The 22635-nt window shown below is 66.8% G+C and carries 21 protein-coding genes; 7 read left to right on the top strand and 14 right to left on the bottom strand.

Annotation, left to right across the window (positions count from 1 at the left end):
• On the bottom strand, positions 1–701 hold a 701-nt coding region (locus ACE5CZ_RS03215; RefSeq protein ID WP_374945924.1), incomplete at its 3' end, for a LysR family transcriptional regulator.
• 156 nt (positions 702–857) lie between these two features.
• On the opposite strand from ACE5CZ_RS03215, the gene ACE5CZ_RS03210 reads away from it, so the two are divergent.
• Entirely contained in the window at positions 858–1766 is a 909-nt protein-coding gene (locus ACE5CZ_RS03210) for a DMT family transporter (RefSeq protein WP_374945923.1), read from the top strand.
• On the opposite strand, the gene ACE5CZ_RS03205 is transcribed toward ACE5CZ_RS03210, so the two are convergent.
• Positions 1721–2593, bottom strand: a complete 873-nt coding sequence (locus ACE5CZ_RS03205) for a helix-turn-helix domain-containing protein (RefSeq protein WP_374945922.1) — start codon at positions 2591–2593, stop codon at positions 1721–1723. The genes ACE5CZ_RS03210 and ACE5CZ_RS03205 overlap by 46 nt on opposite strands.
• 135 nt (positions 2594–2728) lie before the next feature.
• On the opposite strand from ACE5CZ_RS03205, the gene ACE5CZ_RS03200 reads away from it, so the two are divergent.
• Positions 2729–3757, top strand: a complete 1029-nt coding sequence (locus ACE5CZ_RS03200; RefSeq protein ID WP_374945921.1) for an SDR family oxidoreductase — start codon at positions 2729–2731, stop codon at positions 3755–3757.
• Between the two features lie 25 nt (positions 3758–3782).
• Positions 3783–5003 carry a low temperature requirement protein A gene (locus ACE5CZ_RS03195; RefSeq protein ID WP_374945920.1) on the top strand — a complete coding sequence of 407 codons (1221 nt, stop codon included), beginning with the start codon at positions 3783–3785 and terminating at the stop codon, positions 5001–5003.
• A 56-nt stretch (positions 5004–5059) separates the two neighbouring features.
• Here the strand turns inward: ACE5CZ_RS03195 and ACE5CZ_RS03190 are convergent, their stop codons facing one another.
• Entirely contained in the window at positions 5060–6061 is a 1002-nt protein-coding gene (locus ACE5CZ_RS03190; RefSeq protein ID WP_374945919.1) for a GlxA family transcriptional regulator, read from the bottom strand.
• 51 nt (positions 6062–6112) lie between these two features.
• Here ACE5CZ_RS03190 and ACE5CZ_RS03185 point away from each other — a divergent pair, with 51 nt between their 5' ends.
• On the top strand, positions 6113–6481 hold the full coding sequence (locus tag ACE5CZ_RS03185) for a cupin domain-containing protein (protein WP_374945918.1): 369 nt from the start codon (positions 6113–6115) through the stop codon (positions 6479–6481).
• Positions 6482–6517: 36 nt separating this feature from the next.
• Here ACE5CZ_RS03185 and ACE5CZ_RS03180 read toward each other — a convergent pair whose 3' ends face one another.
• From ACE5CZ_RS03180 to ACE5CZ_RS03165, 4 genes are all read right to left on the bottom strand, one after another.
• Positions 6518–7942, bottom strand: coding sequence for a glycosyltransferase family 2 protein (locus tag ACE5CZ_RS03180; RefSeq protein WP_374945917.1), 1425 nt, complete (start codon positions 7940–7942; stop codon positions 6518–6520).
• Entirely contained in the window at positions 7939–8940 is a 1002-nt protein-coding gene (locus ACE5CZ_RS03175) for a hypothetical protein (protein WP_374945916.1), read from the bottom strand. Before ACE5CZ_RS03175 ends, ACE5CZ_RS03180 begins: the two co-directional genes overlap by 4 nt.
• 2 nt (positions 8941–8942) lie before the next feature.
• Positions 8943–9896, bottom strand: a complete 954-nt coding sequence (locus ACE5CZ_RS03170) for a WcbI family polysaccharide biosynthesis putative acetyltransferase (RefSeq protein WP_374945915.1) — start codon at positions 9894–9896, stop codon at positions 8943–8945.
• A 166-nt stretch (positions 9897–10062) separates the two neighbouring features.
• Complete coding sequence (locus ACE5CZ_RS03165) at positions 10063–10623, bottom strand: TetR/AcrR family transcriptional regulator (protein ID WP_374945914.1); 561 nt, start codon at positions 10621–10623, stop codon at positions 10063–10065.
• A gap of 84 nt (positions 10624–10707) precedes the next feature.
• Here ACE5CZ_RS03165 and ACE5CZ_RS03160 point away from each other — a divergent pair, with 84 nt between their 5' ends.
• Complete coding sequence (locus tag ACE5CZ_RS03160) at positions 10708–11631, top strand: ketopantoate reductase family protein (RefSeq protein ID WP_374945913.1); 924 nt, start codon at positions 10708–10710, stop codon at positions 11629–11631.
• Positions 11632–11766: 135 nt separating this feature from the next.
• Here ACE5CZ_RS03160 and ACE5CZ_RS03155 read toward each other — a convergent pair whose 3' ends face one another.
• The 6 genes from ACE5CZ_RS03155 to ACE5CZ_RS03130 all read right to left on the bottom strand — a co-directional run bounded on the left by ACE5CZ_RS03155 (position 11767) and on the right by ACE5CZ_RS03130 (position 19790).
• The gene (locus tag ACE5CZ_RS03155; protein ID WP_374945912.1) at positions 11767–12804 is read right to left on the bottom strand and encodes a LacI family DNA-binding transcriptional regulator; all 1038 of its coding nucleotides are present in this window, start codon (positions 12802–12804) and stop codon (positions 11767–11769) included.
• Between the two features lie 46 nt (positions 12805–12850).
• Complete coding sequence (locus tag ACE5CZ_RS03150; RefSeq protein ID WP_374945911.1) at positions 12851–15355, bottom strand: beta-glucosidase; 2505 nt, start codon at positions 15353–15355, stop codon at positions 12851–12853.
• Positions 15356–15398: 43 nt separating this feature from the next.
• A complete protein-coding gene (locus ACE5CZ_RS03145) occupies positions 15399–16265 on the bottom strand; it encodes a carbohydrate ABC transporter permease (RefSeq protein WP_374945910.1) in 867 nt (288 codons plus the stop codon).
• Between the two features lie 2 nt (positions 16266–16267).
• Complete coding sequence (locus tag ACE5CZ_RS03140) at positions 16268–17203, bottom strand: carbohydrate ABC transporter permease (protein WP_374945909.1); 936 nt, start codon at positions 17201–17203, stop codon at positions 16268–16270.
• Positions 17204–17205: 2 nt separating this feature from the next.
• Positions 17206–18462 carry an extracellular solute-binding protein gene (locus ACE5CZ_RS03135; RefSeq protein ID WP_374945908.1) on the bottom strand — a complete coding sequence of 419 codons (1257 nt, stop codon included), beginning with the start codon at positions 18460–18462 and terminating at the stop codon, positions 17206–17208.
• Between the two features lie 284 nt (positions 18463–18746).
• The gene (locus ACE5CZ_RS03130) at positions 18747–19790 is read right to left on the bottom strand and encodes an NAD(P)/FAD-dependent oxidoreductase (protein ID WP_374945907.1); all 1044 of its coding nucleotides are present in this window, start codon (positions 19788–19790) and stop codon (positions 18747–18749) included.
• A gap of 140 nt (positions 19791–19930) precedes the next feature.
• On the opposite strand from ACE5CZ_RS03130, the gene ACE5CZ_RS03125 reads away from it, so the two are divergent.
• Positions 19931–21115 (top strand): glycosyltransferase family 4 protein, encoded by a 1185-nt coding sequence (locus ACE5CZ_RS03125; RefSeq protein ID WP_374945906.1) that lies wholly within the window; start codon positions 19931–19933, stop codon positions 21113–21115.
• A gap of 40 nt (positions 21116–21155) precedes the next feature.
• On the opposite strand, the gene ACE5CZ_RS03120 is transcribed toward ACE5CZ_RS03125, so the two are convergent.
• Complete coding sequence (locus ACE5CZ_RS03120; RefSeq protein WP_374945905.1) at positions 21156–21770, bottom strand: TetR/AcrR family transcriptional regulator; 615 nt, start codon at positions 21768–21770, stop codon at positions 21156–21158.
• 163 nt (positions 21771–21933) lie between these two features.
• Here ACE5CZ_RS03120 and ACE5CZ_RS03115 point away from each other — a divergent pair.
• Positions 21934–22635: MFS transporter (locus ACE5CZ_RS03115; RefSeq protein ID WP_374945904.1), on the top strand; the 702-nt coding region annotated here is incomplete at its 3' end.

Raw genomic sequence — 22635 nt, 5'->3', positions numbered from 1 at the left:
ACGAAAGAGATCGCGGTCGTGTAGTCGTGCGCCTCCACCTGAAAGGCCGGGTCGAAACCGGCCGCCGCGCACGCCTCGAGGAGGTTGCGACGACACCATGCAGACGTCGCTTCGTTGTCGATCCAGCGTTCGGAGGCGAGTTCTGCCAGCTCGATTTCGGCGCGCGCGCACAGGGGGTGCGCAGCCGGGAGGACCACGCGGTAGGGATCGTCGGCGAGGTGGTGTACGTCGAACCCGGCTGAGGCGCTAAAGGATTCTTTGTCTCCAACGGTGAGTTGGATGTCGGGGCGTTCGAGGCCGTCATCGTCTGAATACTCGAGCAGGCGGAGGTCGAGTGCTATCTCCGGATGGGCCTGTGCAAGGCGGCGCACCACCAGGGGGAGCCAGGTCGTTCCGACCGAGGCGAAGTACGAGATCGAGAGGTTCGCTGTTCGCTCGGCCCGCAGATTCGCGACTGCCCTCTCGGCCTCGCCGAGTCGAGCGAGCACGCCCTCTGCCTGCGCCGAGACCGCCAGGCCGGCCGGCGTCGGTCGAAGCCCACGGCCCGCCTTTTCAACCAAGACCAATCCGGTCTCCCGTTGCAGCGCTGCGAGGTGCTGGCTGACGGCCGACGGCGTGTAGCCCAGATTCGCGGCGGCCGCGGCAACGGAGCCGCTGACGACGACGGAACGGAACACTCGCAGGCGATGGACGTCAAGCACAGCCCAACAGTACAGTCCAACTGAAGATTCGGATAGTTATCGTGACTGGTGCTGCATGAACGAGGCGGCGAAGATCGACTCATGACACTTCGAGTTTCGCCGACGCCCCCACTGGCGGGTCGGCGCGATCGCATACTTCTCCGAGGCGCGATCGCGGTGACCATTGTTCTGTGGGCATCCGCCTTCGTCGCTATCCGCGCCGCAGCCGACGACTTCAGCCCCGGGCCCCTGACCCTCGGAAGAATCGCGGTCGGGGTGGTCGCGCTGGCGATTCTGCAATCGCTCATGCGCCTGCGACGCCGGGAGACCCGAAGCTCGACTCCGCAGAACGACGCGAACCGCGCGCCCACCGCAAAAGTCTTCTTGGGCGTCGTGGTGTGGGGCGTCGCCTGGTTCGGCGCCTACAATCTGGCACTCAATGCGGCAGAGCGACACATCGACGCGGGCACGGCCGCCCTGCTGGTGAACATCGCGCCGATGATCACCGCCGTGCTCGCCGGGCTCCTGCTCGGTGAGGGATTTCCTCGGCGCCTCATCGTCGGCATGCTCGTCGCCTTGCTCGGCGTCGTCGTCGTCGCGGTCGCCACCTCGACAGGACGCGTCGATGCGATCGGGATCGTTCTCGGCCTCGCCGCCGCGGTCATCTACGCGAGCGCGACGATTCTGCAGAAACGGCTGCTGCGCTACGTGACCGTGCCGACGATGACCATCGTCGGATGCATCGCGGCGACGCTCGCCTGTCTGCCGTTCGCCCCCGAACTCATCCGAGAGTTTCAGGCGGCTCCGTCGTCCTCCATCCTGGCCGTCGTCTATCTCGGCATATTCCCTACCGCCGTGGCCTTTTCGACCTGGGGCTACGTGCTGTCGCGCATGAGCGCCGGTCGCACCGCCGCTACGACCTACGCGGTTCCCGCCGTCGTGCTGGTTCTGTCGTGGATCGTCCTTCGAGAGACGCCGCCCCCTCTCGCACTTCTGGGGGGAGCAGTGGCCCTGGCCGGTGTCGCGTTCGGCCTGCGCAGCTACCGCAGTGCGTCGGGCCGACCCCCCGAGGCACGCTCGTCGTGAGCGGGCGCCCGCGATGACATCGACATCGACGCAAGCAGCGCCAGGCGTTCGGCCGCCTCCGTGCCGGGTTCGGCGTGGTAGACCACGAGCATGACGCCCTCTGAACCCGAGATGGCGAGCTTCTCGCGGTCGAGTCGGAGTCGACCGACGACGGGGTGATTGAGCACGACATTCGCGCCCACTCGTTCGGCGACGTCATGGCGTGCCCACATGCGGCGAAACTGCGGGCTGACCAGCGACAACTCTCCAACGAGCTCGACAACGCGAGGGTCGTCGATGCTGCTGCCCACTGCCCTGCGAAAACCGGCGAGAAGCGCGGCGGCCGCTCGCTCCCAGTCTTCGAAGAGATCCTGTTCCGCCTCGTCGAGGAACACGTCGCGCAGTCGATTGCCTCCAGTCGAAAGGCGCGGCGAGATCGCGGACGCCAGCGAGTTGGCGGCAAGGACATCGAGGTGTCTCCCCTCCGCGAACGCGGGGAACGGCAGTTCGGCGATGAAACGGGCGGTGCTCGGGGGAAGCACCTCGCGGCGTACCTTCGCGCGTTGCCGGCGCGGCTGTGGCGTTGCGAGGCTGAGGAGGTACGTGTCGTCGTCGAGACGTAGGACTCGGGCGATCGCCTCGAGTACCTGAGCCGAGGGATGGCGGTCACGACCCTGTTCGAGACGCAGGTAGTACTCCGCGCTGATGCCCGAGAGCATCGCGACCTCTTCGCGACGCAGCCCGGGCACGCGGCGGGTGCCGAGAACGGGAATTCCAACCTGCTCGGGAGTCACCAGTTCGCGGCGGGCTCGGAGGTAGCTGCCCAAGATGTTCGGGTCGTCGGTCATGACGATCACACTAACGACGTACGAGAAGAACAGGGTGGACCCTCTCAGTACCAGTATCAGCAGGGGTCTGGGTGATCGTGGGCCACGCGGGCAGGATCGTCACAACACGCCACGCTCGCGTTACGAAAGGTTGTCATGTCACACGTTCTGGTCACCGGCGGCTCCGGCTTCATCGCCGGCCACGTCATCACCCGACTCCTCGATCAGGGTCACACGGTTCGTTCCACGATCCGGTCGCTCGCCAAGGAGGACGCGGTTCGGGCCATCCTCCGCGACTCCGGCGTCACCCGAGACGATGCCCTGACATTCGTCGAAGCAGACCTCATGCATGACGCCGGATGGGCCGCTGCTGTAGCCGGGATGGACTACGTTCTCCACCTCGCGTCGCCGATTCACACCGGCAAGGTCAGAGACGAGAACGACGTCATCGCTCCCGCTCGTGACGGCGCACTGCGAGTTCTGCGTGCAGCGCGCGATGCCGATGTTCGCCGAGTGGTGCTCACATCGGCTTTCCACGCCGTGGGGTTCGGCCACGGCCACATCGACCGCGTCTTCACCGAGGCCGACTGGTCACCGCTGAACGGGCCGGGCGTGGATGCCTACGGCCGAAGCAAGATTCTGGCCGAACGGGCCGCGTGGGACTTCATCGCCGAAGAAGGACGCGGTCTGCAACTGACGACGATCCTGCCCGTCGCCGTGATGGGTCCGATCATGGGCGACGACATCTCCGGTGCGAACCACATCATTCAGAACAGTCTCAACGGCCAGATGCCCGGCTACCCCGACATGTTCGTGCCCATCGTCGACGTCAGGGATGTCGCGGCCGTGCACATCGCGGCCATGACGGCCGACGATGCAGCGGGTGAGCGATTCCTCGTCACCACGGGCGAACCCGCGATCGCCATGAAGGAGATCGGCGCGATCCTCAGGCGCGAACTCGGAGCGGGGGCCTCGAAGGTTCCGACGCGGTCGATCCCCAACATCGTCGTCAGGGCCTCCGCGCTGTTCCTCGACGAATACAAGTCCGTTGCCGCCGACCTCGGCTACGTGAAGCGGGTATCCTCCGAGAAGACCCGACACATTCTCGGCATCACTCCGAGGCCCGCCCGCGAGGCGATTCTCGCGGCAGGAACCAGCATCATCGACCGCGGCCTCGCGTCTTAGCGGACGGTGCAATAGAAAAGGCGCTATGGCGAACGAACAGCACGCGCGCTCGGAACGCACGTCGCGCATTCTGGGTTCAGTTCGGGTCGCCACCGGCGACCATCCGGTGACGCAGTTCGAGCTGTTTTTCGACCTGGTCTTCGTGTTCGCCTTCACCCAGGTAACCCAGACCATCTCGCATGACCACTCGATGATCGACGTGCTTCAGGCGATGATCATCCTCGGACTGCTGTGGTGGTCTTGGGTCGCCTACGCGTGGTTGGGCAATCAGGCCTTCGCCGACCGAGGAACAATGCCCCTCTCGCTCGCGGGCGCCGCGTCACTGATGTTCGTGGTGGGCTTCGCGATTCCGCAGGCCTTCGCTGAGGAGGGCGGGCCACGGCCGGAGCCCTTCGTGCTGGTCGCCGCCTATGTCGGCGTGAGAATCGTCAACGTCGCCCTGTATCTGGTCGCGGCCCGCGACGACATCTGCCTGAAGCGCCAGTTGCTTCTCACCAGCGCGATCGCCGTCGCACCGATGACCGTGCTGCTCGTGATCGGGGCAGTTCTCGGCGGCCCGGCGCAGGCCTGGTTCTGGCTGGCCGCATTGCTCTATGACGCCGCAGCCGTTTTCTTCACGTCGAGACGCGGTGACTTTCGGGTGACGTCGCCTGCACACGCGGCAGAACGGTTCGGACTGGTCGTGATTCTCGCCCTGGGCGAGTCGACGATCTCAACCGGGGTGGGGCTTCGCGACGTTCCCGTGGATGCCCTGTCCATCGCCGCCGTCTTCCTCGTCGTTGCCGGCAACTTCATCATCTGGTGGACGTACTTTCACAGGTTCAGCCCTGCCGTGCACGCCGCCCTCGCCGCGCTCACCGGACGATTCCGACTCGACGCGGCGACACACGTATACACCTTCGGTCACTTTCCGATTGTCGCCGGGATCATCCTCACTGCCGCGGGAATCGAATCGACGATTGCGCACATCGGTGACACCGAGCCGCTCGGACTGTTCGGCGCCCTCAGCATCGGAGCGGGTGGTTCCGTCGTGCTCGCCACGACGGCGGCCATCTGGTATCGGATGACGAAACGCATACTGCTCGTTCGACTGATCGTCGCCGCGCTGTTCTTGCCGGCGTCCATCCTCGCCGCTCAGTTGCTCCCCATCGTATTTCTGGTGGTGTTCGTTGCCGGCGGCGCCGTCGTCGTCGTGGTCGAAGCCAGAACAAAAGTTCTGCACACGGCCGCCGACCTGCCGACCTGATCCGCCGACCCCTCGACCTGATCCGCCGACAAGCGCCGCGACCGCGGGAGCACGCTTCAGCTCCCGGCTCCGGCGAGCTTGCTCGCAAACCGCCGACGGTACGAACTGGGGCTCACACCCGCGTGTCGATGCATGAGCGATCGAAGATTCGCCGCGGTTCCCAGCCCTGAACGGTCGACGACGACGTTCAGCGGCACATCGGGGCGCTCGAGGAGGCGCCTGGCGAACTCCACGCGTTGCGTGGTGAGCCAGGCGAGCGGCGTCGTTCCCAACTGCTCCTGAAACTGCCGATGCAGCGTGGTGGAACTCGTGTGGGCGTGGTCGGCCAGGTTCTTCACCGTGATCCTCTGATCAAGGCGGTTCTGGGCCCACGCGAGGGTGGCTGCCAGGGGCGATTCCACGGCCGCGGGTATCGACCGTTCGACGAACTGTCGCTGGCCGCCGTCTCGAAACGAGCTGAACACAAGCCGCCGGCTGACGTGGTTCGCAACCTCGGCTCCGTAGTCGAGGCGCACGATGTGAAGAGCGAGATCCAGGGCGGCGGCGCTGCCCGCAGAGGTCAACACGCTGCCATCGTCGACGAAGAGCACGTCCGGCTCCGCATGCACCTTCGGAAAGCGGGCTACGAACTCGTTCACAAGCTGCCAGTGCACGGTCGCTCTCCGGCCGTCGAGGATGCCGGCCTCGGCCAACGTGAACGCTCCCGTGCAGAGACCGACCATGCGGGCACCGCGTTCGTGAGCCGCCTTGATCGCGGCAAGGATCGACGGACGGCTGGGGTCGTCGACATCCGGCCGATTCGGAACGATGATCGTGTCGGCCGCCTCGAGCGCTTCGAGGCCGGCAGACGCCGAGAGCGTGAAGAGGCCGTCGCGCATGGCGACGGATCGCGTCGGGGATGCGACGGTCAGCTCATACGGCTCGAACCCGATCTCGGGGCGTCGACGTGCGCCGAAGATCTCGCAGGCACACGCCATCTCGAACGGATTCGATCCGTTGTCGACGAGCAAGACCACTCGTATGGGCGTTCCGTGAGCTGAGGAGGATTCTTGCGGCATACGGTATTTCTACCACTCACGATTTCGACGGTCGAGCCATAACGTGGGCTCATGACCGACAAGATCACGTTATCCGATGCCCTCGATGGGCTCTCCGAATTCTGGTCGCAGCAGACCGTGGCCGAGGCGAATGGAAGCCTGTTCAAAGTCGCCAAAGGAATCGGATCCACCCGCTGGCACGCGCACGACGACCAAGACGAGACGTTCCTGGTGATCAGCGGTCGCCTGACGGTGCAGCTTCGCGAGAAAGACGTGGTCCTCGATGCGGGCGACCTCTATGTGGTTCCCCGTGGCGTGGAGCACTGCCCGACGGCCGACGAAGAGGTGCGCTTCGTGATCGTCGGAACGACGATCACGTCGAACGCAGCGGGAGGAAAGCCCGAATGGAGCGCGAACGGAGGCTCTCCGCTCGGGCTCTGATCCGCCGAAACGCGTCGAACGAGCACCCCGGACTACTCAGTCCCACCCGCCGAGATAGGCGGCCACGCTCGGCTCCGACGTGATCGGCGCAAGCCACGGCGCCTCTTCGACGAGGGTGTCGAACAGGGTGGCGTCGCTCCACCGCGCGCGACGCAGCGCGGCCCGGCGCGACGAGACCGTCAGCAGCCAAGTGCCGTGGGCATCGGTGAAGACGACCTCGCCGAGGGTGCCTACGCCGACCGTCTCGACGGCCCAGGCGAGCCGGCTGTCGCCCGGCGCATCCGGTGTGCGAACCCGAACGGCGTTCTGGATGTCGATGCGCACGCGGGCAGCGTCGGTCGCCTCGGCGGCCGAGCGCGTGCTCGAGACCACCCGTGGGTCGCCGCGCAGGATCTCGGGCGCCGGATCGGGCACGACGATGCGCGCGTGCGGCACCGCACTCAGAATGGAATCGGCACACACGAAAAGCGCCGCGTCGGAGAGCGCGGCGGTCACCGTCACCACGACGTCGACTCGGGCGATGAGCACGGCCCGCGGCGACGATTGCCGAACGGCGATGGTCTGCGCGAGGTGCAGCGTCTCCCCGTTCTTGCGCCGCCGGCGAAGGTTCTCCTGCACGTCGGCGCCCGCACCGTTGCCGGTCGCATCGGCGCCGGCCGCATCGGCGCCGCCCGCGGCGTCGCCGCCCGCGTCGTCGGACCGTCCCGCCCAGTCGGGCCCGTCGTGCCAGGCCACGGCATCCGGAACATGCGCGAACACCGCCCCCGAGATCCACGCGCGGTGCGCCCACTCCCAGTCCTCGCCGCCGTAGTGAGTGAACGACTCGTCGAATCCGCCGACCTCGTCGAAGAACCAACGCGAGCACGCGATCACCGCGCCGATCACGAAGCGGAACGACCGATCGTCTGCGTCGAGCAGGTTACGCGAGGCGGCGTACGCGTCGGCGAGCCACCGCGGTTCCTCGAGCGCGGCGAGGGGGGCGGCGACTTCGATGCGCGCATCCGCATGCACGTCGTCGAAGCGGGTATGCCGCCGCCGTGCCACAGTCACGGTCTCGGGCGCGATCGCGGGCAGCCGCGTGAGCGCCAGAACGTAACCGGGCTCGGGCGCCGTATCGGCGTCGAGAAAGCACAGGATGTCGCCGGTCGCGGAGGCCGCACCGAGGTTGCGGGCCGCGCTGAGTCGAAAACCCTGGTCGTCTTGGCGCAGCAGTCGCGCGCCGTGCGATACTCGCGGAGCCTCGGCCGATCCGTCGTCGACGACGATGATCTCGACGAGGTGGCGGGGGTACGTCTGCCGGCTGAGAGCTGCGAGGGTGCGATCGAGCTCGGCCTGCTGCTCGAAGTGAACGACCACGACCGACACGGTCGGCAGCACGGCGGGCTGCTGCTCGCCGAGTGAATCCCAGCGATTGCCCCGGATGCCCGTGCCGAAGCGAGGCGGGTTTGCGTCGGGCGTCACCACTCGACGCCCTCCCACCAGGCGAGGTACGCCGACGCGACGTCGGCGACGTCCGGCGACGTCACCGCACTCTCGTGAACCCACGTCGACCCGGGGTTCTCGAGCGCGGCGACGATGCCCGCCGCGAGGTCGCGCGTGCTGTCGAGAACGGTCACCGTTCCGGGCCGCCGCTCGGCGATCTCGCGAACGTAGCGGCCGTCGACGACGAGCGGCCTCCTCCCCGCCGCTATCCAGGTATTGATGCTGCCCGATGCCGAGAAGTGGCGGTGCGCCGCGACGCCGACGGATGCTCGGCGCGAGCGCTCTATGAGTTCGTCGTCTTCGAGGTATCCCGAGACCTCGAGCGCCACGCCGAGGCGATCGGCCAGCGAGGCGAGGCGGTCGAGATCGCCCTCGTGACCTGCCGAGGCTCGGCCCAGAAAAGAGAGACCGGGCCGCAGCGACGTCGTGTCGGCGATGCGGGCGACCGCGCGCAGCACCTCGAGGTGACCCTTGCCTGGGTAGTAGAAGCCGAGAACGGCGACGTTTCCGTCGGACTCGGGGCGCACGCGCGCCGACGCCTGCCGGTCGACCGGCAGGGGAATGACGTGGACGCGGCCGGCCGGATCGGTGAAGCCCCGCAGCACATCGACCTCGTGCAGGCTGTTGAAGACCGCCCCGTGCGACGCGGCGAGCACACGTCGATAGCAGTCGCTGCGCCGAGCGAAGTTCACCGATCCGTCTGACGCCTGCGGCACATCGTGGAACGTGACCGTGATCGCGCTGCGGGCCGCGATCGCCTCGATGCGCTCGGCGGCATCCTCGGGCGACGACCCCCACAGGCGATCGGTGAAGTGAAGATGCGTGCGCGCGGGAACGCGATCTCCGCGCAGTGCTGCGCTCGGCAGCCGCAGCGAGACGCCGGTGAGCCGCTCGACCGCGGTTGCGACCGCCGACGAGTACTGCGAGACGCCGTGCTGCGCATCCGGGGTGATGATGAGGGCCGGAACCCGCGCCACGATCACGAGTCGGCCAGAATGTGCAAGGCGCGGCGGTGGCGCGCGAGGCCGGCCTCGACGGCATCCGGATGTTCGGCGTACCAGTCGAGATGAGCCTCGCGCACGACGGCATCCGGCACGAAAGCGCCGCCGACGATCCAGTCGGAACCGGGCACGTCGTCGAGCTCATAGGCGTCGATGACCGCGGCCAGGCGCGGGGCGTGCACGCCGTCGAGAAGCGGGCGTCCGGCATCCACCATGTGCTCGGCGAGGCCCGCGCGATGCCGAACCCGCTCGGCCACGGCCGCGAAGACCACGTTGCCGGGGTGGTTGAGCGTGCGCAGCTGGTCGAAGCCGGGGCTGGCGAACAGGTCGGACACCCGCACCGTGTCGAACTTTTCTTCGCGCCGAGCCAGTTCGCCGATGGAGTCGGCGGCGATCGCACGCACCATGCGAGGCGTGATCGCCCTGGCGCTCGAGTCGACCCCGGATGCCTCGGCCACCGTTCGCAGATCGTGATACGCCACGATCGGCGGGGTCAGCGACAGGTCGCTCGGTGGCCTGATGATCGCGTGCGCGGGGTACAGGCCCGCGAACCTGATGACGGGGAACGCGATGGCGCGGGCCCCCGCGACGAGTCGGCTCGACAGCTGGCGCAGGCCCACCGGCAGGCCGTGGTAGTCGTCGCGAACGGGCTGCGAGACGAGGAGCGTCGCACGTACGAGGAGGCGCTGAAGGAACGGGATGTCGGCAGCGGTCAGCTCATGAACCGGCGGAACGCGCACCGTGTGCAGCCCGGCGCCGTGGAGCATGATGCGCAGGGACTCGGCCTGGCAGTTGCCCATGACGACGGCGATTCCGGCGGAGGCGTCGGTGTTCGGGCGCGACGGCGGCTGCTCGTAGAACTCGCCGTAGTGGAGGGTGCGGCCATCGAACTCCTGCCTCACCTCTGCGCCCGAGTCGTCCACGGTCTCCATGGTCGCAGTCGCGGGCGCAGAAGCGAAACGCGCCCGAAGGCGATTGCGCCGGGGTGAGAACGGGGATACGAGCGCCGACCGGGCCCGACCGACGATCAATCCGTCGCGGAATGCTCTCTGCCGCGCGGATAAGAGCGTTCTGCGACGGATCGATGACAGCGGGCGGCTATGCCGCGGGATAGGCCGCCTTCAGCCCGGTGATGAGGATCTCGACGGCCGCTCGCGATTCCGACGCCCAGAGCGGCCGGTCGGTTGCTGATCCGATGCCATGGAGAACGATCATGACCGCACCCGCCGTCACGTCGGCACGGGCCACTCCGTCGACGGCCGCGCGAGCCAGGAGATCGGCAACCGTGAGCTCGAGTTCGCTTCCCCCGTTGGCCTGAACCGCCGGATCCACGACAGCCGCGAGCGTGCGCGCCAGACCGGCGTGCGCCACCACGTACTCCACGAAACCACGCAGGAATGCGTCGAGGTTCTCGCCGACCGACCGCGTGGGGTCGCGGGCCTGATCGCAGAGTGCGGCGACTTCTCCCTCGTACACGGCCGCGGCGAGCGCCTCCCGCGTGGGAAAGTGCCGATAGAGCGTGCCCACCCCCACGCCGGCGCGTGCCGCGAAGTCATCGAAGCGCATGTGCTCGTTCTGGTCGAACACGCGCCGGGCGGCCGCGACGATCGCATCCCGGTTACGGCGCGCATCAGCTCGCAGCGCACGTGTTCCGGCCACGGTAATACCTCTCGTTGACAAATGGAGATTGTCTCCATATTCTCGTAACTGGAGACAGGTTCCATATTACAGAAAGAGCCCATCATGCGCATTCTCATGTTCGGTCGCGGACCGATCGCGACGATCTACGGCCGCGTGCTTCACGCCGCCGGGCACGACGTCGAGTTCTACGTGCGCCCGGGTCGTGCCGCTGAATACGGAAACGAGGTGCAGCTCGACTGGATCGACGGGCGCCGCAAGCCGTTCGGACGGCGGGTTCGTGAAACCTTTCGAACTTCGCTGCGAGAATCCATCGACCCGCACGACGGCTTCGATCTGATCGTGCTCAGTGTCGGGCATCATCGTCTCGCAGAGGCATCCGCCTTCCTGGCTCCTCGACTGGGCACGGCGAAAGTGCTGGTGTTCGGCAACCTCTGGGAGGAGCCACTCGCTGCGGTCTCGCCTCTCCCGGCAGATCGACTCGTATTCGGATTCCCGCAGGCGGGCGGCGGCTTCAGGGCAGACGGTGTGCTGTGGGGCGCGCTGCTGCCATCCATCATCCTCGGCACACCGGACACCTCGCCGGGGCCTCGGGAACAGGAGATCCTCACGCTCTTCCGGCAAGCGGGCATCGACGTTCGTCAGGAGGAGGACATGCGGGGATGGCTGTGGCTCCACTTCATAGCCGACGCTGGCATGTTCGCTCAGGGAATGCGGAGCGGGTCGCTGGCGAACATGATTGGAGACCGTCGGGCATTCCGTGATGCGTTTTTGACGACTCGCGAGCTGTTGCCCGTCATCGAGGCTCGCGGTGTCGACCTCGGCCGCCACCGCGGCGCCATGCTGCCGTACCGGATGCCCCGCCTGATCGCTGCTGCCGTCGGCGCGGCGACCGCGCTGATCCCGGTCACCCGAAGGAGCCTGGCGGCACACACGGATCCGAACGCACCAGAGGCACTCGCCGTGATCGAGGACACGCGTCGCGAAGCCAGACTGCTCGCCATTGCGACTCCTCGTCTCGATCGGTGAATCGCGGCCACCGCCGACGAGTCCGCCCCTCGCGGTGATCGCCGCCCGCCCCGGCCAGGCGGCATCCGCATCCGGCCCCGAACGCCGACCGCTGCCGCCTGACACTCGCACCCCGGCGGGGCATCGAAACGAGCATCACTCTCGGCATCCACAGCTGCTTCGCGCCTCGAAGCGGGTGGGCAGGTAGCGCGTCTCCGGCACGGTGGATCCGTTGAGTTGGAGCATGAGAACCTCGATCGCGGTCTCTCCGAGTGCTTGCATGGGCTGTCGCACGGTCGTGAGGGTCGGCTCCGACACCAGGCCGGCCGCGATGCCGTCGAATCCGGTCACGATGACGTCTTCGGGCACTCGAATACCTCGCTCTCGGAGCGCGTCGATGAGGTTCAGCGCGTCGGCGTCGTTTCGGCAGACGAAGGCGTCGGGCAGTTCGGCGGTGCGCGACTCCTCGTGGAGGCCGGCTGCCACGCTTTCCGGTCCGGGGAGCGGCGCCGACGGAGGCTGCAGCTCGTTTTCGACAAGAGTGGAGCAGAAGACGTTCCAGCGCGCGCCGTATTCGACGGAATCCGTGTTTCCGACGAAGACGAATTTGCGCGCGTGATGCTCTTCGACGAGGTGCTCGACGAGTTTTCTCATTCCGCCATCGTTGTCGATGATGACCCGATTGAGATTCTCTGTGCCCTCGAACTCGGAGACGATGACGACGGGCACTCTTTCGGAGATCGGGATGAGCGTCTCAGCCCCCATGGTGTGCGGGAGGACGACGAGCCCGTCTGTCCTGCCGGCGATGTCGATGATCATCGCTTCGCTGTTGCGGTGATTGCCTCCTCCGACGAGCAGGGCGTAACCGTTGCGCCAGCTTGCGATCTCGACTCCCCGCTGAACTTCGTCGACGTACCGAGGAAAATCGCGGAGGGTGCTGTTGCTGAACATGTCCGAGTTCGCGGGCGTCGACGCGAACAGGTCCCACGAGATGAGTCCGAGAACGCCGGTGCGGCCAGCGGCGAGGCCGCGGGCCGAGGCGCTGGGCACGTAGCCGAGGCGGCGCGCGGTTGTGTGCACGACCTCGACCGTCGCTGGTCGCAGTTTCGCGGGCCGCCGGAACGCGAGCGAGACGGTCGCGATCGACACTCCCGCTGCCTCTGCGACGTCGTACACCGTGGGGCGCTTCGCCATCCGGGTGCCCTTTCTCTCGACCGTTCCACGACGACGGTCGTTGTGATCAGTCGCGGCCCGCCAATGACGATACTCGCTCGGCGATCTCGATCGTTCCCACCGCCGTCTGCTGCTCGATCGAGGTGCCCACGTGCACCGTGAAGGCGCCGGGTTCAGTCTTCCAGCCGGCATCCCAGTGTCGGAACGCCTCCCCGGGCAGGTCGATGCGCACCGAGAGCTCCTCGCCGGCATCGAGGTGTGCGGCAACAAAGCCGGCCAGCCAGATCCGCGGCCGCTCGACCGCGGAGTTTTCTCGAGAGAGATACACCTGCACGACCTCTTTGCCTGCTCGTTCGCCTCGATTGCGCAGCACGGCCTGCACGCTTCCGGGGCTGTCGTCGATGTGGCCGACGACCGTCGTCGAGACGAGGTCGATGGTGGCGTAAGACAGACCGAAGCCGAAGGGATAGGCCGGCACCGCTTCGGCTCGAGCCCAGGCGCGGTAGCCGATGTGGATGCCCTCGTCGTAGGCGAGTTCGCCGGCAGTGGGCGTCGTCGAGAGCACGGGAACGTCGGCCTCCTCCGCGGGCCAGGTCGAGGGGAGGCGTCCGCCAGGCTCCTGTGCGCCGGTCAGAACGTCTGCGAGAGCGTCGCCGAATTCCTGGCCGGGAAACCAGGTCAGCAGGATTGCTGCGACGTCGGAGCGCCAGGGCATCAGCACGGGGCTTCCGGCGTTGACGACGACGATCGTGCGCGGGTTGGCCGCGGCCACGGCGGCCACGAGCTCGTCCTGCCGTCCGGGTAGGGAGAGCGAAATGCGATCGCGCCCTTCGCTCTCGTCTCGGTTGGTCGTGCCGACCATGACGACGGCCACATCGGCAGCCGCTGCGGCCTCGGCCGCCTCGGCGATGCGCGCGTCGTCGTCGGTGTCTGACGCGACCAGGCCGAACGAGATCGAGGCGGCGTTGCTGAGGTGGCCTCGGCTGGCCAGGTCGTTGACGACACGCAGCTGCACGTCGTGGCCGTGGGTGACGGTGACATTCTCGCTCAGGCGCGGTGGGGCGAGGAGCCCGGTTCCCATCGCATCGTCGAGAGAGGAGAGCCGGCCGTCGATGAGCCGGTCGCCGCCGACGAACACCTCGACTGAGCCGATGGTCTCGACCCCCAGTTCGACGACCCCCGAGCCGGCGGGGCGGAATGACGTGGTCACTTCGAGCGTGACCGCGGTTTCAGGGACGCCGCCTGTCCAGACGAGGTGGGCCGATCGGCGGTCTTCGACGAGCACGTCCGCACCGTCGGCGTCGATGAAGCGCACTCGAACTCCCGGGGCGCCGGTGACCGGGTTGACGAGGTCGTCGAGCGAGAAGGGGACGAGCCCTCGGATGACCGCGACACCGGGCCGGTGGTCGATCTCGGTGGAGGGCAGAGCGCTGCGCAGGCCGTCGAGCGGGGTGACGACGTGGTCGGCGACGACGAACGCGCTGCCGCCACCCTGGGTTCGGGGGTGGGCGGCGGCCTCTCCGACGACGGCGATCCGCGACGGTGCCACGGCCCAGGGCAGTTCGGCCGGCTCGTTCTTCAGCAGTACCATTCCAGCGGCGGCGGCTGAGCGGGCGAACGCGACCGGATCGTGGGTCTGGATCGACGCTCGTACCGGTGCCGACGCTCCGTCCAGAGCACCGACCCGCCAGGCGAGACGCAGGATGCGCAAGACCTTCTCGTCGACATCGCTCTCGGCGACCTGGCCGGCGCGCACGGCCGCGACCAGCTTCTCTCCCCACGGGCCGGTCGGACCGGGCATGGCCAGATCTTGGCGGGAGCGCGCCGATTCGACCGTCGTGCGCACAGCGGTCCAGTCGGAGATGACGAGCCCGTCGAAACCCCACTCCGTGGCGAGGGGGTCCTCGAGGAGGGGGCTCTCAGACATGGTCACTCCATTGACCCTGTTGTAGGCCGACATGACGCCCCAGGCGTTGCCGCGGGTGACCACGGCTTCGAAGGGGGCGAGGTAGAGCTCTCGCAGCGTCTTCTCGTCGATGAGCACGTCGACGTGAAAGCGCTCGTCTTCGGAGTCGTTGCCGACATAGTGCTTCGGGACGGCGGCGATGCCCTGCCCCTGCAGCCCTCGCGTGTAGGCGATGGCGATCTCGCCCGAGAGCAGAGGGTCCTCGGAGAAGGCCTCGAAGTGGCGTCCGCCACGGGGAGAGCGATGCAGGTTGATCGTCGGGCCGAGCACGACGTCGACTCCCTTGCGCTGAGCCTCCCCTGCGAGGGTCTCGCCGTACTGGTGGGCCAGCTCGACGTCCCAGGTCGCGGCCAGCGCGGTGCCGCTCGGCAGATTCAGTGACGGATCCCGTTCGTCCCAGCTGGCGCCACGAACGCCGGCGGGGCCGTCTGAGAGCACCATCCGCTGGAGACCGATCTCGGCAAGGGGCAGCGTTCCCCAGAAGTCTCCTCCCGTGAGCAGGGCGACTTTCTTCTCGAGCGGGAGGGCGGCGAGCTTCTTCTGCAGGGTCGCTTCGATCTCGGGGGTGGTGTCATCGGGGCGGATGGTGCGGGAGGCGTCGGTCATGAAAAGGCTTTCGTGTGCGGTGAGGAGGGAGGCGGTGGAGGATTTACTTGATGCCGACGGATGCGACGCTCTGGAGGAAGAAGCGCTGCAGGGCGATGAAGAACAGCATGATCGGCGCGATCACGAGAACCGAACCGGCTAAGAGCAGGCCGTAGTCGGTCGCGTTCTCTCCCTGCGAAAACAGGGCGAGAGCGACAGGCAGGGTGTACTTGTCTTCTGTCTGGGCAGCGACCAGAGGCCAGAGGAAGTTGTTCCAGGAGGTCAGGAACGTCAGGATGCCCAGCGTCGCGAGCGGCGGGCCCAGCAGCGGCAGGATGATGCGGATGAAGATTCCGGCCTCACTGGCGCCGTCGATGCGTGCCGCCTCGATCAGCGAATCCGGCACCTCGCCGATGAACTGGCGCATGAGGAACACGCCGATCGGGGCCGTGAGGAAGGGCAGGATCAAAGCTTGATAGGAGTTGGACATCCCGAGGTTGCTGACCAGCACGAACAAGGGAACGAACGTGACCACGTGGGGAACCATGAGGGTCACCAGTACGAGCGCCAGAAGTGGCTTCTTTGCGATGAAGGTCATCTTGGCCAATGCGTAGCCGACCATCGAGCAGAATACGAGGTTGCCGACGACGGTCAGAAGGGCGACGACGAGGGAGTTCACGAAGAAGTCGCCGATATGCAGGTCACCGAACCAGCGCACGTAGTTGTCGAGGGTGGGGGCCTCGGGCAACCAGCCGCGGGGGTTGCGGAGGATCTCGCCCTGGTCTTTGAACGAACCCAGGAGCATCCACACGAACGGCAGCAGCGTGATGATCACCGCGACGACGAGCACCGTGTAGGTGGCGATGCGGGCGATGCGGGAGGATCGGCCCCGAAAGGGTCGGCGCAGCGGAGCGACGCTGGTGTCGGTCATAGTCAGTCTTTCGATCGCAGGACGCGGAATTGGATGAGGCTGAGCAACGCGATGGCGACGAACAGCACATAGCTGGCCGCCGATGCGTATCCGTATTTGCCGAACCCGAACTGATTGAAGGTGAAGTAGGTGACCGAGAGGGTCGAGCCGAGCGGCCCGCCCTGCGTCATCACGAAGGGCTCGTCGAAGAACTGCAGGTAGCCGACCGAGAGCAGGATCGCGCCGAGAAGAAGCGTCGGGCGCATGAGCGGCAGAACGATCCTGGTGAAGCGCGTCCACGCAGAGGCGCCGTCCATCATTCCCGCCTCCAACACCTCGGACGAGATGTTCTGCAGCCCGGCGAGGCAGATGATCATGATGGTGCCGGCATTGCGCCACACCGCGAGCAGGATCATCGCGGGCATCGCCCACACGGGGTCGTGCAGCCAGTCCGGCCCGTCGACGCCGACGAGCGCGAGACCGCTGTTGATCAGCCCGTCGTCCTGCAGGATGAAACGCCAGACGACGGCGACGGCGACGATGCTCGTGACGACGGGGATGTAGAAACCGACCCTGAAGGCCGTGCGGAATCGGGTGATTCCGCTGTTGAGGGCGACCGCGAGCGCGAGCCCGACGACCAGGGTCAGCGGAATGCCGATCACCACGAAGTATGCGGTGTTGAGCATCGACCGCAGAAACTGCTGGTTCTGGAACAGCGCGATGTACTGCTCGAGACCCACGAAATTCACGCCGAAGACGTTGTCTGTGTCTGCACTGGTGAGGTCTGTGAAAGACATCGCGAACGATGCCGCCAGCGGGATGAGCATGAAGATCGTGAAGACGATCATGAAGGGCAGAGCGAACGTCCATGCGACCCGGTTCTGACCGGTGATGGAGCGGCGCTGCCCCCCTCTCCGCCTGCTGGATGCCGCAGGCGGAGAGGTCAGGGTTGCCGTCACGACTACTTGCCGATTCCGATGCCGGCCGCTTGGTCCTGCAGCGCCTTGGCGGCGGCCTCCGGGGTGACGGCGTTCTTGACCACCTGCTCGAAGACGGTGTCTGCGCCGGCGGAGACCTCGATCCACGCGGTATTCGTGGGCGGCGACTTCGCGTCGCCGAGCTGGTCGCGGAACACGGCGAGCTTCGCGTCGCTGGAGATGCTCGGGTCGTCCCACGCCTCTTCGACGGCGGGCAGATTGCCGGTGAGCTCGTAGAACGACGCCTGAGTCTCTTTCTCGGTCAGCCACTTCACCAACAGCCTCGCGGCCTCGGGGTTCTTCGCCTTGTTGAACACGACCAGGTCGGATCCGCCCACGAACGACGTCGAACTCTCGGCCGAGGGAATGCGGGCAACGGCGTACTTGCTGTCGAAGCCCTCGCCGCCCGCGGCGTTCAACAGTCCGATCTCCTGGGGCGGGCCGATCAGCATCGGCGTGTTACCGCTGACGAAGTTCGATTCGGTCGCGCCGGCCTCGGTCGAGGCATTCGGGTCGGCGACACCGTCGGTGAACAGCTTCTGGTACGAGGTCAGTGCCTCTACCATCTCGGGGCTGTCGAGGGTCCACTCGCTCTGCTCATCGTTCATGAGGGTGGCGCCGTCAGACCAGGCGAAGGGGAGGAAGGCCTGGAACGAGTCGGTTCCGCCGCTGGGCAGGCGGACGCCCCATTCGGCGCCGGCGGAGGACTGGTAGGCCTTCGCGAGCGCGGTGAAGTCATCCCAGGTCTCGGGAGCGGAGGTGATGCCGGCCTGCTCTGCGAGGTCGGTACGGTAGAAGATCACGCGGGTGTCGACGTACCACGGGATGCCCGCCGTCGTGCCGTCGACGACGGCGGCGTCGTTCGCGCTCTCGAAGATGCCGCTCGTGTCGATGTCTGACGCGGGCGCCTCGAACGCAGAGGCGAAGTCGGCCATGTAGGTCGTACCCATCTGGGCGACGTCCGGCACCGTGCCGGCCGCGATCGCCGATTGGTACTTCTGGTGAGCCGCGCTCCACGGTATGCCCGTGACCTCTACCGTCACGTCGGGGTTGTCGGCCTCGAACTCCTTCACGAGTTCCGGCAGCGCCTCCCCCGAGGCTCCCTGGGCCCACATCACGACGGTGCCGCTCGCTTTGCCGTCGCCCGCGGCCGCGCCTTCGGTCTGCTCCGTCGTCTTTCCGCCGTCGCCCCGGCCGCATCCGGTCAGGAGCAGGGCGGACACGGCGGCGATTGCCGCCACTGTCGCGATTCTTCGTCGATCCATCATGTTGTCCTCCAGGACTTCGCCATTGAGTGCCGCTGTCGTCGGTGACGAGCAGCGTCCAGAGTGCAGAATTGCAGCGCATAAACGATTGCGCCTCTCAGAATTTATGCGCTGCAATGAAAAAAGGCAAGTGCTCTGCAAAATAAGGCGCCGCGCCGGGGCGGCGGCCGCATCGATCCGTCGCGAAACGTCGTTCCCGCCCGCGAGAAGGTGCTTTCGCGACGGATGGATGCGCGCCAGCCCACGCGTCAGGCCACGCGTCAGGCTGCGCGCCTCCGCTCCTCCACGGCTCGCGCCAGGTCGGCGGCGGCGAGGTCGCCGTGAACGGCCGCTCCCGCCATCAGGCCCGATCCGGCTGCGACCGCGATCATCGCCATGGGCTGGCCCGTGTTTCCGGCGACGTACACCCCGGGCACCGCAGTCGCGCCCCGCGGGTCGGCGTCGACCTGCTGGCCGAACGGAGTGAGCATCCGCTGGCCGCCGAGCGCCTCGTACAGCTCGGTGCGCGCGAGAAATCGGGGCGCGACGACCACCGCATCGACGTCGAACGACCGGCCGCCCTCGACCTCGACGGCACGTACCTGCGACCCGTCGACCACAAGCCGCTGCACGCGCGGCGTCACGACGCGCACCCCGAGCGCAGCCAACTGCTCCCACTGCTCATCGTTCGGCTCGGGCGCGTCGTGCAGAAACAGGGTGACGTCGTCGCTGAGCTGGCGGAACAGCATCACCTGGTGCAGCGCGCCTTCGTTGCGGCCGAGCACGGCGATGCGCTGGTCGCGCACCTCCCAGCCGTGGCAGAACGGGCAGTGCAGCACACTGCGACCCCACGCTTCGCGTACCCCCGGCACGTCGGGCAGGTCGTCGACCAGGCCCGTCGCCAGCACGACGCGACGTGCCCTCACCCGGGTTTCGCCGCCGTCGATCTCGACGGTGAAATCGTCGACGACACCGGATGCGCCGGTCACGACGCCGTTCAGGATGCGCACGCCGTAGCCCTCGGCTTCTGCCCGGCCGCGAGCAAGCAGCTCCAGGGGAGGGACGCCCTCCTGCCCGAGCACGTTGTGGGCACCGTCTGCCCCGGCGTTGCGCGGCTGGCCCGCGTCGACGACGATGACGTTGCGGCGCGACCGAGCGAGTGCGACGGCCGTGGCCAGTCCAGCGGCTCCCCCTCCGACCACGACGACATCGACCGCGTCCACGCCGACATCGGCCGTGTCGTCGACGGCGTCCCCTTGTGCAGCGGTGGAGGGGGCGAGGCCGAAATCGGAATTCAGGCGGTCATGCGTCTGCGGAATTGTCATGCTCACCACGCTAGGTGCCTTTGTGCTGTAAGACATGTCACCTTGCCAGTAACGCAAGACGCAGACGAGCCGAATACGGCCGCTCTATCGTGGACTCGTGATCTCGATGAACGCTCGGCTCGGCGCCGATGCCTGAGCCGATGACCTGGCTGGTGGGGTTGACCGAGTTCGCCGGCGTCACCGGCTACACCGGGGGGATCGGAACGCACTACGCGGCGCTTCTCGCGGCGCTGGCCCAACAGGAGCATTCCATTCGAGTTGTTCTGTTCACAGACGAACCAATCGAGACGACGCAGCTGCCGAAGAACATCGACCTGGTCGGCACCCACGGTCTCCGCTTCATTCCTCCGTTTCTCCGACCCCTGGTTCGCGCTGCGATCTTTCGGCGCTACTGGTCGAGCAATCAACCCGACGTGGTCTTCGTGCCCGAATGGGCGGGGGTTGCTGCCCTTATTCCGCGTCGAGCCGCGGTCATCACGAATCTTGCGACCGGACTTCGGCTGGGGGACTGGATCGCGGCTCGCAAAAACCGAGACCTGCCCGCCCGGATGCGTCTCAGCAGATGGGTGCAAGACAGGATGGAGACACGGCAGATCCGCCGATCTCGAGGCCTCGTTTCCATCTCGCGCGCCGTGCTCGCCTGGAACGAGGAGCATGTCGGTCGCCTTCCTCCGTCGATCATCGTCGGCAACTGCGTCGACGTGCGGGCGATCACGTCGCGCCCATCGACTCCCGAGCTGCCGGCAGGATGGCCTTCGGTCGACGACGTGTCTCCCGTGGTTCTCTTCGTCGGCCGACTCGAGGTGAAAAAGGGCGTCGCCGTCGCCATGGCCGCCTTCACTGAGCTGCTCGCCGCCCATCCGAACGCTCGACTTGTTCTCTGCGGCGCATCCGGCGACAGCGCATTCGAACCGACGCGGCAGGATCTGCTCGGTGGCGTCGCAGAAGCGTTTCGCCACCAGGTGACCTTTTTGGGCCACCTGGCCAGTGCACCGCTCGTCGAGGCCATGCGCGCAGCGACGCTGGTCGCGTGCCCATCTCTGTGGGAGGGTTTCGGCAACGTCGCCCTGGAGGTGAAGGCCGTCGGCGCGCCCTTGGTCGTGACGAGCGGAAGCGGATACGACGACTTCTGCACAGACGATCTCGACTGCCTGATGGTGCCGCCCGGAGACGCCGTCGCGTTGTCGCGCGCGTTCGCCCGCCTCATCGACTCGGCCGACCTGCGGCAGCGAATCGCCGACGCCGGCAGAAAATCCGTGGAGAACTTCACCCCGGACCGAATAGCTCACGCGACCGCCGAGGCCGTGCGGATGCTGCGCGACTAGGCAAACCGGCCATCACGGCGCCCGTTCACCTGTCGCACTTTTACACGACCGAGGAACGGCTCCACCCGGGCACAATGCTCGCAAGATAGTCGTGCACGGCGCCCGCCATGTCGATTTTTTCGGGATGGTAGAGCCACTGCAGTTGGACGCCGTCCTGCACCGCGACCAGCGTCGTCGCCACCACCTCTGGATCGAGGCCCGGCGCCAAGGCTCCTTCTCGGTGCAGGGTCTCGAAGACACTGGTGAGGTAGTCGCGCCAGAGCTGCAGCCGATGCGCATGGTGGGCATGTGCAGGGTGCTCGGAGGACGTCGCCTCAGCGAACAGAACGGTGTGCAGCTCGACGAGCCCGGGTCGGCGTGCGTTGTCGACCATGACGTCGACGACACTTCGGAGTACGTCTCGCGGGTCGCTCGAGAGCATCAGCTGGGCGCTCTCCGCAGCGCGAACCTCCAACACCTCCAGCAATAGCTCCTCTTTGCTGGCGAAGTGGTGCACAAGCCCACGCTGACTGATTGTGGCGCGTTCGGCGATGTTCTTCATCGTTCCGGCACGGAAGCCCGACTCCGCGAACTCCTCGGTCGCCGCATCCACGATGCGTTTTCTCACCTGCGCCGATTTCGCGTATTCCCCACGAACGCCTGAGCCAGCTGACACGGCATCCTCGATTCGCTTCACCCGCTCTGTGTGAACGCTTTCAACGGTACCGCACGCCTACCGAACGGATTCGAAATGAAATTACCATCACAACGCGATTTTCGTGCTAGGTTCGGTCTTCACGAGAGATGAACCTCTCGTGATTTGGGTCGAGGAGGACCTCATGGTGGATGCGGAACAGTCGCCCGGCCGCGAGGCAGCAGGGGACCCTGTCGCAGACAATGCGCTGTCCGCGGTCGCGGTTCCCGGGTTGGCCCAGGGCACCGCCATCGTCGGCGCACCAGGAATGCCGAAGGTCAGCGCATCTTTCATCTGGCTGCTGGTCTTGAGCACGTTCGGCCTGTACCTCGCATTCATCGCCCCCGTGGGAATCTCGCTGGCGGTGCGGGTGGAACAGCTCGACCCCCAGCATCCCGAATATCTCGGCTACATCATCGGCGTCGGCTCGATAGTGGCCCTGGTCTCGATTCCGCTGGTCGGCGTCATCAGTGATGGCACCCGATCCCGGCTCGGCCGCCGGAGGCCGTTCATCTTGATCGGAAGTCTCATCGGGCTCGCCTCGCTCATCGTCATGGCGTCGGCGCCGAGCATCGCCGTGCTCGGCGTGGGCTGGGCGCTCGCTCAACTCGGATTCGGCAACGCGCTCACCGGGCTGGTCAACGTCACCGCTGATCGTCTGCCTGAATCGCAGCGCGGCCGCGTCTCGGGCTTCACCGGCTTCGTGCAGCTCGTCGCTCCTGTCGTCGGCGTCGGGCTGGCAGCGGGGTTCGTCACCAACAATTTTCTCCTGTTCCTCGTTCCGGGGCTGATCGGCGTGGCACTCGGGCTGGTCTTCGTCGTGTTCGCGCGAGGGGATGACGCTCGA

Origin of the sequence: Agreia sp. (genome assembly GCF_964263775.1) — a bacterium.
GTDB lineage: Bacteria > Actinomycetota > Actinomycetes > Actinomycetales > Microbacteriaceae > Agreia.
Note: the sequence above shows the minus strand (reverse complement) of the source record. Positions and strands in the feature narration are given on the sequence as shown.

What these genes read in the sequence shown, in the direction of transcription:
- ACE5CZ_RS03155 (WP_374945912.1), bottom strand. Translation starts at nt 12,804, where the DNA reads ATGGCGAAGCGCCCCACGGTGTACGACGTCGCAGAGGCAGCGGGAGTG.
- ACE5CZ_RS03185 (WP_374945918.1), top strand. Translation starts at nt 6,113, where the DNA reads ATGACCGACAAGATCACGTTATCCGATGCCCTCGATGGGCTCTCCGAA.
- ACE5CZ_RS03150 (WP_374945911.1), bottom strand. Translation starts at nt 15,355, where the DNA reads ATGACCGACGCCTCCCGCACCATCCGCCCCGATGACACCACCCCCGAG.
- ACE5CZ_RS03145 (WP_374945910.1), bottom strand. Translation starts at nt 16,265, where the DNA reads ATGACCGACACCAGCGTCGCTCCGCTGCGCCGACCCTTTCGGGGCCGA.
- ACE5CZ_RS03130 (WP_374945907.1), bottom strand. Translation starts at nt 19,790, where the DNA reads ATGACAATTCCGCAGACGCATGACCGCCTGAATTCCGATTTCGGCCTC.
- ACE5CZ_RS03170 (WP_374945915.1), bottom strand. Translation starts at nt 9,896, where the DNA reads ATGGAGACCGTGGACGACTCGGGCGCAGAGGTGAGGCAGGAGTTCGAT.
- ACE5CZ_RS03200 (WP_374945921.1), top strand. Translation starts at nt 2,729, where the DNA reads ATGTCACACGTTCTGGTCACCGGCGGCTCCGGCTTCATCGCCGGCCAC.
- ACE5CZ_RS03195 (WP_374945920.1), top strand. Translation starts at nt 3,783, where the DNA reads ATGGCGAACGAACAGCACGCGCGCTCGGAACGCACGTCGCGCATTCTG.
- ACE5CZ_RS03125 (WP_374945906.1), top strand. Translation starts at nt 19,931, where the DNA reads ATGACCTGGCTGGTGGGGTTGACCGAGTTCGCCGGCGTCACCGGCTAC.
- ACE5CZ_RS03190 (WP_374945919.1), bottom strand. Translation starts at nt 6,061, where the DNA reads ATGCCGCAAGAATCCTCCTCAGCTCACGGAACGCCCATACGAGTGGTC.
- ACE5CZ_RS03205 (WP_374945922.1), bottom strand. Translation starts at nt 2,593, where the DNA reads ATGACCGACGACCCGAACATCTTGGGCAGCTACCTCCGAGCCCGCCGC.
- ACE5CZ_RS03160 (WP_374945913.1), top strand. Translation starts at nt 10,708, where the DNA reads ATGCGCATTCTCATGTTCGGTCGCGGACCGATCGCGACGATCTACGGC.